Source organism: Micromonospora matsumotoense (assembly GCF_050951065.1).
Taxonomy (GTDB): domain Bacteria; phylum Actinomycetota; class Actinomycetes; order Mycobacteriales; family Micromonosporaceae; genus Micromonospora; species Micromonospora matsumotoensis.
The window spans coordinates 5,964,568-5,978,439 of record NZ_CP192025.1; the positions used below are offsets into that span (position 1 = coordinate 5,964,568).

The 13,872-nt window shown below is 73.8% G+C and carries 13 protein-coding genes; 5 read left to right on the forward strand and 8 right to left on the reverse strand.

From position 1 onward, the window contains the following. The first annotated feature begins 100 nt into the window (after nt 1–100). Nucleotides 101–1,771, forward strand: coding sequence for an Hsp70 family protein (locus ACQP1S_RS25270; protein WP_432899951.1), 1,671 nt, complete (start codon nt 101–103; stop codon nt 1,769–1,771). Further along, nucleotides 1,669–2,895: a PQQ-binding-like beta-propeller repeat protein gene (locus ACQP1S_RS25275; protein ID WP_432899954.1), complete on the forward strand. Its 1,227-nt coding sequence runs from the start codon at nt 1,669–1,671 to the stop codon at nt 2,893–2,895. The genes ACQP1S_RS25270 and ACQP1S_RS25275 overlap by 103 nt, the downstream gene beginning before the upstream one ends. Before the next feature lie 241 nt (nt 2,896–3,136). Here the strand turns inward: ACQP1S_RS25275 and ACQP1S_RS25280 are convergent, their stop codons facing one another. Both ACQP1S_RS25280 and ACQP1S_RS25285 read right to left on the reverse strand, forming a co-directional pair. Next, complete coding sequence (locus ACQP1S_RS25280) at nt 3,137–3,934, reverse strand: S1 family peptidase (protein ID WP_432899957.1); 798 nt, start codon at nt 3,932–3,934, stop codon at nt 3,137–3,139. 329 nt (nt 3,935–4,263) lie between these two features. Next, nucleotides 4,264–4,803, reverse strand: coding sequence for a hypothetical protein (locus ACQP1S_RS25285; protein WP_432899959.1), 540 nt, complete (start codon nt 4,801–4,803; stop codon nt 4,264–4,266). Between the two features lie 121 nt (nt 4,804–4,924). Between ACQP1S_RS25285 and ACQP1S_RS25290 the strand changes: the two genes are divergently transcribed. Then, nucleotides 4,925–5,257 carry a hypothetical protein gene (locus ACQP1S_RS25290; RefSeq protein WP_091250622.1) on the forward strand — a complete coding sequence of 111 codons (333 nt, stop codon included), beginning with the start codon at nt 4,925–4,927 and terminating at the stop codon, nt 5,255–5,257. A 50-nt stretch (nt 5,258–5,307) separates the two neighbouring features. Here the strand turns inward: ACQP1S_RS25290 and ACQP1S_RS25295 are convergent, their stop codons facing one another. From ACQP1S_RS25295 to ACQP1S_RS25305, 3 genes are all read right to left on the reverse strand, one after another. After that, a complete protein-coding gene (locus tag ACQP1S_RS25295) occupies nt 5,308–5,793 on the reverse strand; it encodes a ribose-5-phosphate isomerase (protein WP_432899962.1) in 486 nt (161 codons plus the stop codon). 117 nt (nt 5,794–5,910) lie between these two features. Then, complete coding sequence (locus ACQP1S_RS25300) at nt 5,911–7,113, reverse strand: DUF1015 family protein (RefSeq protein WP_432899965.1); 1,203 nt, start codon at nt 7,111–7,113, stop codon at nt 5,911–5,913. A gap of 115 nt (nt 7,114–7,228) precedes the next feature. Continuing rightward, nucleotides 7,229–7,852: a mycothiol-dependent nitroreductase Rv2466c family protein gene (locus ACQP1S_RS25305; protein WP_091250612.1), complete on the reverse strand. Its 624-nt coding sequence runs from the start codon at nt 7,850–7,852 to the stop codon at nt 7,229–7,231. A gap of 221 nt (nt 7,853–8,073) precedes the next feature. Here ACQP1S_RS25305 and pepN point away from each other — a divergent pair, with 221 nt between their 5' ends. Continuing rightward, nucleotides 8,074–10,620 carry an aminopeptidase N gene (pepN, locus tag ACQP1S_RS25310; protein ID WP_432908296.1) on the forward strand — a complete coding sequence of 849 codons (2,547 nt, stop codon included), beginning with the start codon at nt 8,074–8,076 and terminating at the stop codon, nt 10,618–10,620. A 145-nt stretch (nt 10,621–10,765) separates the two neighbouring features. On the opposite strand, the gene ACQP1S_RS25315 is transcribed toward pepN, so the two are convergent. Beyond that, nucleotides 10,766–11,179, reverse strand: a complete 414-nt coding sequence (locus ACQP1S_RS25315; RefSeq protein ID WP_357894446.1) for a DUF5130 family protein — start codon at nt 11,177–11,179, stop codon at nt 10,766–10,768. After that, the gene (gene ctaJ / locus ACQP1S_RS25320; protein ID WP_432899969.1) at nt 11,166–11,465 is read right to left on the reverse strand and encodes an aa3-type cytochrome oxidase subunit CtaJ; all 300 of its coding nucleotides are present in this window, start codon (nt 11,463–11,465) and stop codon (nt 11,166–11,168) included. The genes ACQP1S_RS25315 and ctaJ overlap by 14 nt, the downstream gene beginning before the upstream one ends. A gap of 377 nt (nt 11,466–11,842) precedes the next feature. Between ctaJ and ACQP1S_RS25325 the strand changes: the two genes are divergently transcribed. Next, nucleotides 11,843–12,790 carry an alpha/beta hydrolase gene (locus ACQP1S_RS25325; RefSeq protein ID WP_432899972.1) on the forward strand — a complete coding sequence of 316 codons (948 nt, stop codon included), beginning with the start codon at nt 11,843–11,845 and terminating at the stop codon, nt 12,788–12,790. A gap of 51 nt (nt 12,791–12,841) precedes the next feature. On the opposite strand, the gene ACQP1S_RS25330 is transcribed toward ACQP1S_RS25325, so the two are convergent. Then, a complete protein-coding gene (locus ACQP1S_RS25330) occupies nt 12,842–13,744 on the reverse strand; it encodes a tryptophan 2,3-dioxygenase (RefSeq protein ID WP_432899975.1) in 903 nt (300 codons plus the stop codon). Nucleotides 13,745–13,872: the final 128 nt, after the last annotated feature.

Here is a 13,872-nt window from a genome sequence, read left to right on the forward strand (position 1 = left end):
CGGGGCCACGACGTCAGGGAACTCGGCCGACGCCGGGGCGGCACGGGCTGCGTACCATGCGGGACCGGGCATCCCCTCGTCCCGGTGGAGGTAGCGACGGATGACAGGCCAGCAGGACGGATACGCCCTCGGCATCGACCTGGGCACCTCCAACACCGTGGCCGTGCTGCGCTGGCCGGACGGGCGGACCCGGCCGTTGCTCGTCGACGGTCAGCCGATCCTCCCCTCCGGGGTCTACGCCGACACCGACGGCCGGCTGCACGTCGGCCGGGATGCCCAGCGCCTGGCCCAGGCGGACCCGACGCGCTACGAGCCGAACCCGAAACGTCGGGTGGACGACTCGACGGTTCCCCTGGGTGACCGGTCGTACGCCCCGGCGGAGCTGCTGGCCGCGACCCTGTGGGCGGTCGCCGCGCAGGCGGTGGCGACGGTGGGGTTCCTGCCCCCGGCGGTGCTCACCTACCCCGCCGCCTGGGAGGCCCCCCGGCGGCAGGTGTTGCACGACGCGTTGACCCTGGCCGGCTGGCCGTCGGCCGCCGAGCACACCCTGTCCGACCCGGTGCCGGTCGGCACCCGGCTGCTGCGGGAGCCGGTCGCGGCGGCCCGCTACTACACCGAGGTGCTACGGCGACCGGTGCCGGTGGGCGAGTCGGTCGCGGTGTTCGACTTCGGCGGCGGCACCCTGGACGTGGCGGTCGTCCGTAACGAGGGCGCCGACCCGTGGGGTGACTCGGGCTTCGCGGTGATCGCCACCGGCGGGATGGCCGACCTCGGCGGGCTGGACCTCGACGCCGCCCTGCTCGCCCGGCTCGGTGAGCTGCTCGGCGACGCGCAGGCGGCGCTGTGGGCCCGGCTGACCCGGCCGGAGACGACCGGGCAGTGGCGGGACCGGCAGCAGCTGTGGGACAACGTCCGCGGGGCGAAGGAGATGCTGTCCCGGGTCGCGGTGGCACCGGTCGCGGTGCCCGGCCTGGAGACCGCCGTCCCGCTCACCCGCGAGGACCTGGAACGACTCGCCACTCCCCTGCTGCGGCGGGCCGTCGCCCGTACCCGGGAGGTGGTCGCCGAGGCGGGGCTCACCCCGGACCGGCTCGCCGGGCTCTTCCTCGTCGGCGGATCGTCCCGGGTCCCGCTGGTCGCCCGGCTGCTCCACGCCGAGTTGGGCGTCGCGCCGACCGTGCTGGAGCAGCCCGAGTTGCCGGTGGCCGAGGGCGCGCTCACCGACCTGCCGCTGCCCCGTCCGGGCAACCGCCCCGGTCCGGCCGTCGTGGCGGCCCCCGCTGCGGCACCTCCGTCGCCGGTCGCCGCGCACGCCACCGCCGGGCCGGCGGACACACCCGCACCGCACCCGCACCGGCCGGGTGGACGCCCGGGCCCGTCGGACCACCCGGCACCCTGCCGGCCACGGAGGCGGGCGGGACGCTGGCCGGCACGGCACCTTTCCGCCCCGTCCCGGCCGGTGCACCAGGTCAGAGCGGTCATCCCCCGGTGGTGGCGTCCGGCGGCGTCGGTCATCCCGCCGCGGGCCACCTGCCGGCGCGGCGCGGGCGTCGGGGCTGGTGGATCGGGCTCGGCGCGGGCCTGGCGCTGCTCGGCGTGCTCGGCGCGGCGGCGCTCTGGTTCACCCGGGACCGCTATCCGGCGCTGGAGTTCCACACCCTCACCCAGGTGGCCCGGCCCGCCGCCGACGGGGACCGGCCGACGGCGATGTTCACCAGCGTGGTCGATGATCGCGCCTACCTGGCCTATCAGCTGCCCGACGACCGGCTGACGGTGGTGGCGGTCGACGCCGGCACGGGGAAGCAGGCGTGGCGGAGCACGATCTCGGCGGGCACCCAGCGGTGGACCGGTGTCCGGGCGGTGCCGGGGGCGGTGCTGGCCGTCGCGGACGCGGTCGGCGACAGCACCCCACGGGACGTGGTGGTGCTCGACGCCGGCAGCGGCCGGGAACGGTGGCGGCTGCCGGTGCACGGGGACGACGCGGTGCACGTCACCCGGGAGACCCTGGTGTGGGTGGACCGCGCCGGCAGCCGCCTGGTCGGGCTGCGGCTGCGCGACGGCCGGCAGGAGTGGGCGCAGGCCAACCCCCGCAGCGAGTACGGCGACACCCGGACCACGGTGCTGCCCGTCGGCACCGAGCAGGCCGTGGGCGGCCCCGCCGGGTTCGACGGCGCCGCCCACGCCCCCTGGCTCGGCGACGCCGACCGGCTGGTGCAGGTGGGTGCCGACCGGTCGGTCCGGGTGCTCGACATGGACAGCGGGAAGGTGTTGCGCCACCGCGACGGGGTGGCCGACGTCAGCGACCGGATGGTCGCGTACGGCGACCGGTTCTACGTCGTGGCGGAGGACCAGGGATACAAGCTGCTCGGGTACGACCTGGGCAGCTTCGCCGAGCCGACGGTGCTCTACAGCGCGGGCCAGCAGCGGCGGGTCACCGGGTTGGTGGCCTGCGGTGAGCACCGGGCCTGCCTGCTGGAGGTGCCGGAGGGCGACGCCGACCGGACCGAGGTGGTCGCGGCCACCGAGGGCAAGGGCAGCCGGCGCTGGGCGACGCCGGGCGGGGCGGACCTGGTGCCGGTGGGTGAGCACCTGCTCGTCCGGCGGGAGTCGCCGAAGAGCACGGTGAGCCTGTTCGACCCGGCCGGTAAGGCGGTGCTGACCGACCGGAAGGGGACGGCGGTCCGGGTCGACGCCGGCAACCTGCTGGTCTTCGCCGAGACGCCGAGCAGCGTCGAGGACGACCGCAGCCTCGCCGGGGTGTCGAAGGCCGGCGACCTGACCGAGATGGGGGAACTTCAGGGTGTCCGCAGCGAGTCGTGTGCGTGGAACACCTCGGTGATCGTCTGCGGGGCGGAGCGGGACTTCGTGCTCTACCGGTTCGCCGGGGACGGCTGAGGGCCACCGCCCCGGCGGGGTTCACGCCGCCGTCGGTCGCCATCGCGCCATCGCGCCACAGGGCCACCGGGCCATCGGGCCACCGGGCAGCCCCGGCCCGTCGGACACCATCGCGCCACCGACGACCACGGGGGCTGTCGGTGGCGCGCTGGTCCCGGGGACGGACCGGGCAGGGCTGTCGCGGACCGGGCAGGCGGTTGCGGACCGGACGCGGTTGCTCCCGGGTGCGGACCGGGTCGGGTCAGCCGCCGAGGCTGGCGGCGGCGGAGGCGATCGACGAGGCGAACGTGCTCACCTGGGTGTAGACGCCGGGGGCGTTGGGCCGGGCGCAGCCGTCGCCCCAGCTGACGATGCCCACCTGGATCCAGGCGTTCGAGGCGTCGCGGCGGAACATCGGGCCGCCGGAGTCGCCCTGGCAGGTGTCGGTGCCACCGCTGGCGTAGCCGGCGCAGATCTCCTCGGCGGCGACCAGATCACCGGGGTAGGAGGCGGAGCAGCTGGCGTCAGTGACGAAGGGCACCGTGGCCTTGAGCAGGTAACGCTGCTGCGCACCGCCCTCACGAGCCGCACCCCAGCCGGCGATGGTGAAGGTGCCGCTGTCGTACGCGGTGCTGGTGGCGATGGGCAGGGTCGCCTGCGAGGTGACCGGGGTGGCGAGCCGGATGAGCGCCCAGTCCTTGCCGCTGCCGTTGTAGCCGGGGGCCCGGTAGACGTAGTTCGACTTGACCTGGATCCGGCTGCTCGCCTGGAGGTCGACCGCGCCGAGGGTCGCGGTGATGCTGGTGTTCGTGCCGGTGCGGTTCACGCAGTGGGCGGCGGTGAGCACCAACCGGGGGCTGTAGAGCGCCCCGCCGCAGCCCATGGAGAGCCGGACCATGAACGGGAACTCGCCCTGCGCCGCCCGGGTGCCGCCGACGACGGACGGGGCGGCGTCGGGGATGGGCGCGGCGGTGGCCGGGGCGGTCAGGACGAGCGACCCGGCCATGATCGCCACCAGCGTGGCGGCCATCCGGCCGGTGAGACTGCGCCAACGGTTCACAGGGCCTCCAACCCTCGGCGGCGCGCCTTGTGGGGGCGCCGGTTCGATGGCGGGAGCCTAGAGCGAAAGATTGATGCAGTTCAACATACCGATGGAGTCATACGATCGTGTGCCACCGCACGGGGGGGGTCACCCGACCGGACGGGGATGAAGGCGGCGCGGCGGGGTAAGACAGCGCCCGGCCTGGAGGAGTGTCGACCGGTGTCGCGGGCGAGTCCGCGACCGGACGCGGGCGGACCGGGTCACCACCCGGCCCGCCCGCGGCGCCGCACCGGGCGCCCTGCGCCCCGCCCGGGTGCCCGCGGCCCCGCCCGGCGCGTCTGAAGGGCTCAGTTGCCGGTGAGGAAGTTCCAGGCGTCCATCACCCACTGGGTCTGCTGGAGGTAGGCGATACCGACCCCGGCCAGGAACACCCCGGTCACCAGGTGGGCGCCGCGGGCGCTGCGTCGTACCCGGCCCAGTTGGCGCTCCAGGATCACCCGGCCGAGCAGCCGGGAGAGCGCGAAGAGGCCGGCCGCCACCAGCAGGCTGAGCAGGAAGGTGAGCAGCGGGGCGCCCAGGTCGCCCCGGCCGGAGATGGCCCAGATCCCCCAGCAGACGAAGGCGAAGAGCGCGCCGGCCGCGCTCCACTCGCCGCCCCTACGCAACTGCTCCACGTGCCAGCTCATCGGCCGACGCGGTGCCGCCGGCTCGGACCAGCCGGACGTGTCGTGGTCGACCACCGGGAACGGCTCGGTGCGCGGAGCCCGGGACTGCCCCACCGAGGCGACGCCCCGGCGGAACGGCTCCCGCTGCGGCGGCACCCCGACACCGGGCTGGGGCGGCACCTCGACGGTCCGCTCGGCCCACGGCTGTGTCTGGTCTGCCATCTCGTTTCCTCCCCATGACCGGTGCCGGCCGTCGACCGGTCCACCACCTCCGAGGGTAGCGAGCGGACAAACTGCCTCGCCCGGCCCGGCCCGCAGGGCTGCCGGGCGGTACGGTCGGTAGATGGCGGATGCGGAGCGGCGGCGACGCCGGTTACGGCACCAGCCGGAGGCGACGGACGGCGGCGGCGAGCCTCCGACGGCGGCGACGGCCGAGGTGCACGACGGGACGCCGGCCCCACGGACCCGACGCGGTGGACCGGGGATCGAGGACAGCGAGCGGGGCCTGCGCGGGCTGGTCGGCTCCGGTTCGTCCCAGGTCGGGGTGGGTGCCGCGTTACGGGCCCGGGACGCGGCCCGCCCCACCGGGCAGGACCTGGCCGAGGCCGAGGAACGGCTGGTGATCATCCGACGGAACTGGGTGCCCCGGGAGGACCTGCCCCGCCCCGGGCGGTGACCGGGCCGGCCGGCGGCCGACCCGGTCGAGAGGTCAGGACGAGTCGGGGGTCAGGGCAGCTCGGCGGGTGCGGGCAGGTCGGGCAGTTCGCGGGTGCGCTCGTACTCGGCCACCTGGGCGATCCGCCGGGCGTGCCGCTCGTTGCCGGAGAACGGGGTGGTGAGGAACGCCTCGACGATGGCCGCGGCCTCGTCCAGGGTGTGCTGGCGGGCGCCGACGGCCACCACGTTGGCGTCGTTGTGCTGCCGGCCGAGCTGGGCGGTCTCGACGCTCCAGGCCAGCGCCGCCCGGACGCCGACGACCTTGTTGGCGGCGATCTGCTCGCCGTTGCCGGAGCCGCCGATGACCACGCCCAGGCTGCCCGGGTCGGCCACCACCCGGTCACCGGTGTGCAGGCAGAAGGTCGGGTAGTCGTCGTCGGGGTCGAAGGCGGGCGGGCCGACGTCGACCAGCTCGTATCCCTGCTTGGCCAGGTGATTGGCCAGGTGCACCTTCAACTCGAAGCCGGCGTGATCGGATCCCAGGTAGACGCGCATACCGGGCAGTCTGTCAGGACCGCGCCCCGGCCCGCCGTGGGGGCGGCGTGCCGGGGCGGATTCGTCACAACCGGAAGCGGCGGTACGCCGGGACGGCGACCACCGGTGGGGCCGGGATCAGCGGGGCAGCTCGGCGACGACCAGACCGCCACGCGCCTTCGGGGTGAACCAGGTGCTCTTGCGGGGCATCTTCTCCCGGGCCAGGTTCACCGCGACGAAGTCGTCCACGGTCACCGGGGCGACCAGCACGGCAAGCTCCGCCCGGCCGGCGTCGACCTCGCCGGTGAGCCAGCTCGCCGGGTAGTCACCGCCGACGTAGGTGATCCGCTTGTCGCCCGGGTCGAGGCCGAGCGCGTCGCGCAGCAGCAGCCGTTCGACCAGGGCGTGGTCGAGGTTCTCCAGCCGGGCGGCGGCCGCGTCGTGCGGCAGGGTCACCGCGTACCCCTGGCCGGCGAGCCGGAGATGCACGGTGCCGCCGGCCGCCGGGACCTCGACCGGGCCGTCGATCGCGTCGATCTGCGCGCCGGCCGCGCGGAGCCGGTCGAGCAGCTCGTCGGGGGTGCTGGTCAGCTCGCTGACCAGCCGGTTGTAGGGCTGGATGGCGACCGAGGCCGGGGTGGTGATCACCGAGAGGAAGCGCGGGAAGCCGCCGGTCTGCGCGGCCAGGCTGCGGTGGTTGCCGTCGGCGACCACCAGCTCGCCGCCGCCGGCCAGGGCGGTCAACGCGTCCTGCTCCGGGCCGGGGCCGACCAGCCAGATGGCGTGCGTCCGACCGGCCTGGTCGGTGTCGGTGGCGGCCGGCACACCGGCCTGGTCGGTGGCCGACGCGAGCGCGGCGTGCAGCTCGTCGCCGCGCCCGGTCTGCAGCAGCAGTACGGGGGAGAGCAGGTGACCCAGCGCCTCGGCCAGGGCGACCCGCTCCCGCACCTTGGCGATGAAGACGTCCTCGTTGCGGATCACCAGGCCGGGCTCGTCGGCGCTGGTGGAGATCTGGTCGGTGTCGACCATGGCGAACAACCCGTACGCCGACTCCTCCCCCGGGGCGCTGATCCGGTAGAGGACCACCACCTGCTCGGCGGGGGTGTAGCTGCCGTCGGCCTTCGCCTCGGTGAGCCGGGCCACCGCGTCGCCGAGCGAGTCGAGGAAGGACTTCCCCAGGCTCTCCGGCGCCCGGTGGGGCATCTCGATGCCGAGGGCACTGTGCGGGTTCGCCTCGATGATCGCGGTGATCTCCGCGTCGTCGGCGAACTCGTCGTAGTTCTGCGCGCCGGTGCCGCCAGTGGTGATCCAGGCCCGGGCGATCGGATGCACGACCGTCATGGGGGTTGACGCTACCGGCGACGACGGCCCGGGCGACGCCGACCCCGCGCCGGGTCCACCAGATGAACCGTCCCCCGGCGGGGCCCGACCGGGCCGGGCCCCGCCGGGGTGGGGATCAGTCGAAGATCGGGCCCAGCTCGCGGGAGCGCTTCAGCTCGTAGAAGCCGGGGGTGCCGGCGACCAGCAGGACGCCGTCCCAGAGCCGGCCCGCGGCCTCACCCTTGGGCGACGGGGTGATGACCGGGCCGAAGAAGGCGACCTTCTCGCCGTCCGGACCGGGGGCGTGCACCACGGGGGTGCCGACATCGGTGCCGACCGGCCGCATCCCGGCCTCGTGGCTGGCCCGCAGCGCCTCGTCGTATTCCGTGGAGTCGGCGGCGTCGGCGAACGCCGGGTCCAGCCCGACGTCGGCGAGCGCGGCGGTGATCATCTCCCGGCCGAGCGGCTCCTTGCCGAGGTGGATCCGGGTGCCCATCGCGGTGTAGAGCTTCGCCAGCGTCGCGCCGCCGTGCGCCTGCTCGACGGCGATGCAGACCCGCACCGGCCCCCAGCCCAGCTGCATCATCTCCTGGTACTGCTCGGGCAGCTCCCGGCCCTCGTTGAGCACGGACAGGCTCATCACGTGGTAGCTGATGTCCACCTCCCGGACCTGTTCGACCTCCAGGAGCCAACGGGAGGTGATCCAGGCCCACGGGCACAGCGGGTCGAACCACATGTCGACGGCGACACGTTCGGTCACGGTGGAGTCCCTTCGTGACGTCAGGCACGTCGGCGGACCCGACGTGGCTGATTCGATCCTCACCCCGAACGGCATCGATCGGTAGCGGAATGAGAGCGTGACGTCGACCACCGCAGGGTCGGTGCATGGAAGACTCGGCTCGGGTCGCCGCCACGAGCGGCCGGCAGGGGCTGGCGCAGCCGGAAGGCGGCGAGAGTGGGATGGAGACGAAAGTGCCAGGAGTGCGCAACCTGACCCAGGTCGAGGCCACCGAGCGGGCCCGCCTGCTGGAGGTCACCGGGTACGACATCAACCTCGACCTGTCCACCGCGGTGCAGGCCGAGGGCCGCACCTTCCGGTCGGTGACCGAGGTCAGGTTCCGTTGCGCCGAACCCGGTGCCGGCACCTTCATCGAGACCGCGGCCGAGTCGGTGCGCGCGGCCACGCTCAACGGCGACCCGGTGGACCTCACCGGCTGGTCGGCCGAGAAGGGCCTGGCGTTGACCGGGCTGGCCGCCGAGAACGTGCTCGTGGTGGAGGCCGACTTCGGCTACTCCAACAGCGGGCAGGGCCTGCACCGCACGGTCGACCCGGTGGACGGCGAGACCTACCTCTACAGCCAGTTCGAGACGGCCGACGCGCAGAAGGTCTTCGCGTGCTTCGACCAGCCCGACCTGAAGAGCGTCTACACCTGGCACGCCACCGTCCCGGCGCACTGGCGGGTGGTGTCCAACATGCCCGTCGAGCGGGAGGACCCGGCCGGCGAGGGGCTCAAGACCGTCCACTTCACCACCTCGGCGCGGATGAGCACCTACGTCACCGCGCTCTGCGCCGGGCCGTACCACGAGGTGCGGGACAGCCACGACGGCATCGACCTGGGGGTCTTCTGCCGGGCGTCGATGGCGCCGCACCTGGAGGCCGACGACCTGTTCCTGATCACCAAGCAGGGCTTCGATTTCTTCCACGAGCAGTTCGGGGTGCGCTACCCGCTGCCCAAGTACGACCAGCTCTGGGTGCCCGACTTCAACGCCGGCGCGATGGAGAACTTCGGCTGCGTCACCCACGCCGAGTCGCACTACCTGTTCCGCTCGCAGGTCACCGACTTCGAGTACGAGCAGCGGGCCAACACGATCCTGCACGAGCTGGCCCACATGTGGTTCGGCGACCTGGTCACCATGCGCTGGTGGAACGACCTGTGGCTCAACGAGTCGTTCGCCGAGTGGGCCAGCCACTGGTGCAACACCCACGCCACCCGGTTCTCCGAGGCGTGGACGACCTTCCTGTCGATCCGCAAGAACTGGGGTTACCGGCAGGACCAGCTCTCCTCCACCCACCCGGTCTACTGCGAGATGCCCGACCTGGAGGCCGTCGAGGTCAACTTCGACGGCATCACGTACGCCAAGGGCGCCAGCGTGCTCAAGCAGCTCGTCGCGTACGTCGGTGAGGAGCCGTTCCTGGCCGGGCTGCGGGCGTACTTCGGCAAGCACGCCTGGGGCAACGCCACCTTCGACGACCTGCTGTCGGAACTGGAGACGGCCTCCGGCCGGGAGTTGCGCAAGTTCGCCGCCCAGTGGCTGGAGACCGCCCAGGTCAACACCCTGCTTCCCGAGGTGACCGTCGGCGCCGACGGCTCGTACGAGCGGGTGCTGGTCCGGCAGGAGGCACCGGCCGGTCACCCGACGCTGCGTACCCACCGGATCGGGGTGGGTCTCTACGACCTGACCGACGGCCGGCTGGTCCGCCGGGAACGGGTCGAGGTGGACGTCACCGGCGAGGCGACCGAGTTGTCGGTGCTGCACGGCCGACCGGCCGCCGACGTGCTGCTGCTCAACGACGACGACCTGACCTACACCAAGCTGCGGCTCGACGAGCGGTCGATGGCGACCGTGGTGCAGCACATCGCCGGCTTCGAGTCGTCGCTGGCCCGGGCGCTGTGCTGGACGGCCGCCTGGGACATGGTCCGCGACGCCGAGCTGTCCGCCCGCGACTACGTGGCGCTGGTGCTGGCCGGGCTGCCCGCCGAGACCGACATCAACCTGGTCACCGCCACCCTGCGACAGGCCAGCACCGCGCTGATCTTCTATGCCGACCCGGCCTGGGCGCCGACCGGCTGGGCCGGGCTGTCCCGGGCGGCGAAGGACGCGCTGGCGGCGGCCGAGCCGGGCAGCGGCTTCCAACTCGCCTGGGCCCGCGCGTACGCCTCGGCGGCCCGCGCCGACGAGGACCTGGCGACGCTGCGCGGGTGGCTGGCCGGTGCCGACGTGCCCGCCGGCCTGACCATCGACACCGAGCTGCGCTGGACGGTCCTGCAGTCGCTGGTGGCCAACGGGGCGGCCGGCACGACCGAGATCGAGGCGGAGCTGGCCGGCGACCGGACGGCCTCCGGTGAGCGGGAGGCCGCGTACGCGCACGCGCTGGTGGCGACCGAGGCGAACAAGGCGACGGTGTGGTCCCTGCTGACCGGCCCCGACGCGCTGCCGAACTGGCGTAACCGGGCGTTGTTGCAGGGGCTGACCCACCCGACGCAGGTCGCGCTGGTCGCGCCGTACCGGGAGCGCTACTTCGCCACGGTGGCGCAGGTGTGGGCGCAGCGCGACAGCGAGCCGGCACAGGAGTTCGTGCAGTTGGCGTACCCGGCCTACCTGGTCGAGGAGGAGACGGTGGCGGCCACCGACGCGTGGTTGGCCGGCGACGGTCACCCGGCGTCGCTGCGCCGGTTGGTGGCCGAGGGACGCGACGGGGTGGTCCGCGCGCTGAAGGCCCGCGCCCGGGACGCGCACGCCGGCTGAGTCGAGCGGCCCGGGGCCGGCACGGGTGTAAGCCCGCGCCGGCCCCGGAACCGGTCCGGTCCGCCGGGCCGCCCGCGGATGTGCCGGAGCCCGGTCCGCGTGGTGCGGGCCGGGCTCCGGAATACGTCAGGACGTGCGGGCGGGCTCAGCCCCGGCCGGCGTGGCTGGCGAGCTGGTCGAGGCCCTGGATGATGCCGCCGGCCAGGTCACCGACGCCGAACGACGCCACCATGGACAGCGCGGCCAGCTTGGCGTACGTGTCGGGGATGCGCTTGCGGGCGTACCTGCCGGTGACGATCTCCAGCTGGCGCTGGTTGGGCGACACGGCGATCAGCACCGACCGGTCCGGCTCGGCGAGCTGGCGGTGCAGCCGCGCGACGTGCTCGCGGACCGGCTCGTCGAGGCCGCCGACGTAGACCGAGAAGACCAGGCCACTGCCCTGGTCGGCCAGGCGCAGCGCCTCGTCGATGCGCAGCAGCTGACGGGTCGAGAACGGGCCGTCCAGCACCTCGGGTGGGGTGCCCGTCCCGGCCTCGGCCGCCTTCTCACCAACGGTCACTTGCGCCTCCGGTTCCACCGGCCGGCGCCTCGATGCCGGCCTGCTGCTGCTTGTGGGTCAGCGCCGGGGCCTGGGCTCCGGCGGCCAGGGCGGTGCCGGCCGAGTCGGCCAGCTGCTCCGGGCGGCCCAGGAACCAGACCGGCGTGAAGTCGAAGCGTCGGCCGGGCCGGTAGCGCTTGGCGCCGCCGCCGCTGCCGTGGCTGGCGGCGTAGACCAGCCCGACGATCACCAGCACCACCGCCGCCGGGATGCCGACGAAGATCAGCAACGTGTCAGTGACAGACAATCCCAACGCCCCCAGGCGGTAAGAGAGACCAGAGCTTCCGGGTCGGGTGGACGATCATGGCGCCGAACTCCCGACTCCGCTGCCATTCACGTTAGCGGAGCCGACGCCCCGCGAGCCTGCGGGGTGCCGATCCCACCTGTCACTCCAGTGTTCCAGTGGCCTCACGGCGGCGGCGAGTCGGGTCGGACGTCCCCATCCTGCCGGTTCGACGCCCGGTGTGCCGGGGCGACACGGCCCGCGCGGGTGTGGCGTCCGCCCCATATCCCGCTGACATGACCCGGCCGGGATTGCCGGCCCGCGCGCCGGGGCGCAGAGGATGGCCCGTACCGATCGGCCAGTCTCGATCGGATTCGGTCCACCACCCCCAGGGAGTCCCCGTGCCACCCGTGCCCGCCCTCCACCCCCACCCCGCCCGGCCCCGTCGGCCCTGGCCCCGGCTGGTCGCCCGGCCGCTGCTCGCGCTGGCCCTGGTCGGCGGCGGCGCGGTCGCCGCGCCGAGCGCGACGGCCGCGACCATCGATGGCCGGACCGCCGCAGCGGTCGCCGCCAGCCCCTACGAACGCGGTCCCGCCCCCACGGTGACCAGCATCGAGGCCAGCCGTGGCCCGTTCGCCATCGCCCAGAGCACCGTCGCCGCGTCCGCCGTGAGCGGCTTCCGGGGCGGCACCGTCTACTACCCCACCAGCACCGCCGAGGGCACCTTCGGCGCGGTGGCCATCTCCCCCGGCTACACCGCCAGCCAGTCCAGCGTCGCCTGGCTCGGCCCCCGGCTGGCCTCGCAGGGCTTCGTGGTGATCACCATCGACACCCTCTCCGTGTACGACCAGCCGGCCTCCCGGGGCACCCAACTGCTGGCCGCCCTGGACTACCTGACCGGCAGCAGCGCGGTGCGTACCCGGATCGACCGGAGCCGGCTCGCGGTGATGGGGCACTCGATGGGCGGCGGCGGCAGCCTGTCGGCCGCCAACACCCGGCCGGCGTTGCAGGCGGCCATCCCGCTGACCGGCTGGCACACCGTCAAGAACTGGTCGTCGGTACGGGTGCCGACGCTGGTGATCGGCGCGGAGAACGACAGCACCGCACCGGTGTCGTCGCACTCGGAGCCGTTCTACACCAGCCTGCCGGCCAGCCTGGACAAGGCGTACCTGGAGTTGAACGCGGCCGGCCACTCGGCCCCCACCTCGGCGAACGTCACGGTCGCGAAGTACAGCATCTCCTGGCTGAAGCGGTTCGTCGACGACGACACCCGCTACGACCAGTTCCTCTGCCCCGCACCCCGGGGCTCCGCGATCGAGGAGTACCGGGACACCTGCCCGCACTCCTGACCGCACCCCGGCCGGCCCCGTCGCCCCGCACGGCGGCGGGGACCCGGCAGGTCACATCGCGGTACGGGCCGACCACAGCTCCGGGAAGACCACCCGGGACATGCTGCGCTGCAACCAGGCCAGCCCGGCCGAGCCCCCGCTGCCGACCTTGGCGCCCATGGTGCGCTGGACGGCCTTCACATGGTTCCAGCGCCAGTCGCCGAACTGCTCGGCCACGTCGGCCAGCGCGTCGCCGAGCTGCCGCAGGTGGTTGTCCGGCCCGTCGTCGTCGTAGACCGTCACCCAGGCCGCCTCGACCCGGGGGTGCGGCAGATGCTCGACGGCGACGTCCCGGGTAAGCAACTCGGCGGGCAGGTCGTGACCGTGCCGGCCGAGCAGGGCGACCACCTCGTCCCAGAGGCTCGGTACGGCCAGCGCGGCGTGCAGCTCGTCGTACACCTGGGTCTGCCTGCGGAAGGGGCGGATCAGCGCCGGTTCGCGCAGCCCGAGCAGGAACTCCAACTGCCGGTACATCGCGGACTGGAAACCGGAGCCCTCACCGAGCAGGTTGCGGAACCGGTTGAAGTCGGCCGGGGTCATCCAGCGCAGCCCACGCCAGGCGGCGTTGAGCCCCTCCAGGTGCAGGGTGGCCCGGCGCAGCGGGGCGAGCGCCGCCCAGACCCGGTCGGCCCGCAGGTCGTCCCGGGCCTGGCGCAGCTCGTGGCAGGTCAGCCCGAAGTACAGCTCCATGATCTGGCTGACCATCAGGAAGGACATCTCCCCCGGGTCGGCGCTGAGCGGCTGCTGGAGGGTGTGCAGGGTGCTGGCGTGCACGTACGCGTCGTAGGGCACCCGGTCGGCGAACTCCAGCGTCGGCTCACCACCGTTGCGGGCGGCCCGGGCGCTGCGCTGCTGCGGGGTGACCGGGCGCACCGCCGGGGTCGCGGCGCGCGTCCGCAGGTCCGTCTGTTCCACCGTCTCGCCTCCTCGGGATGTCTGTCCGACATGATCTCTCGGCGAATGCCGGTGACGGAATGCCGTTTCGACGGCACTCCTACCGATCACCTTCAACGTGAAAGGTACTTCACCGATATGACCTGCCG

Excerpts from the sequence above, each read along its gene's own strand:
- ACQP1S_RS25270 (WP_432899951.1), top strand. The coding sequence starts at position 101 with ATGACAGGCCAGCAGGACGGATACGCCCTCGGCATCGACCTGGGCACC.
- ACQP1S_RS25285 (WP_432899959.1), bottom strand. The coding sequence starts at position 4,803 with ATGGCAGACCAGACACAGCCGTGGGCCGAGCGGACCGTCGAGGTGCCG.
- ACQP1S_RS25290 (WP_091250622.1), top strand. The coding sequence starts at position 4,925 with ATGGCGGATGCGGAGCGGCGGCGACGCCGGTTACGGCACCAGCCGGAG.
- ACQP1S_RS25295 (WP_432899962.1), bottom strand. The coding sequence starts at position 5,793 with ATGCGCGTCTACCTGGGATCCGATCACGCCGGCTTCGAGTTGAAGGTG.
- ACQP1S_RS25300 (WP_432899965.1), bottom strand. The coding sequence starts at position 7,113 with ATGACGGTCGTGCATCCGATCGCCCGGGCCTGGATCACCACTGGCGGC.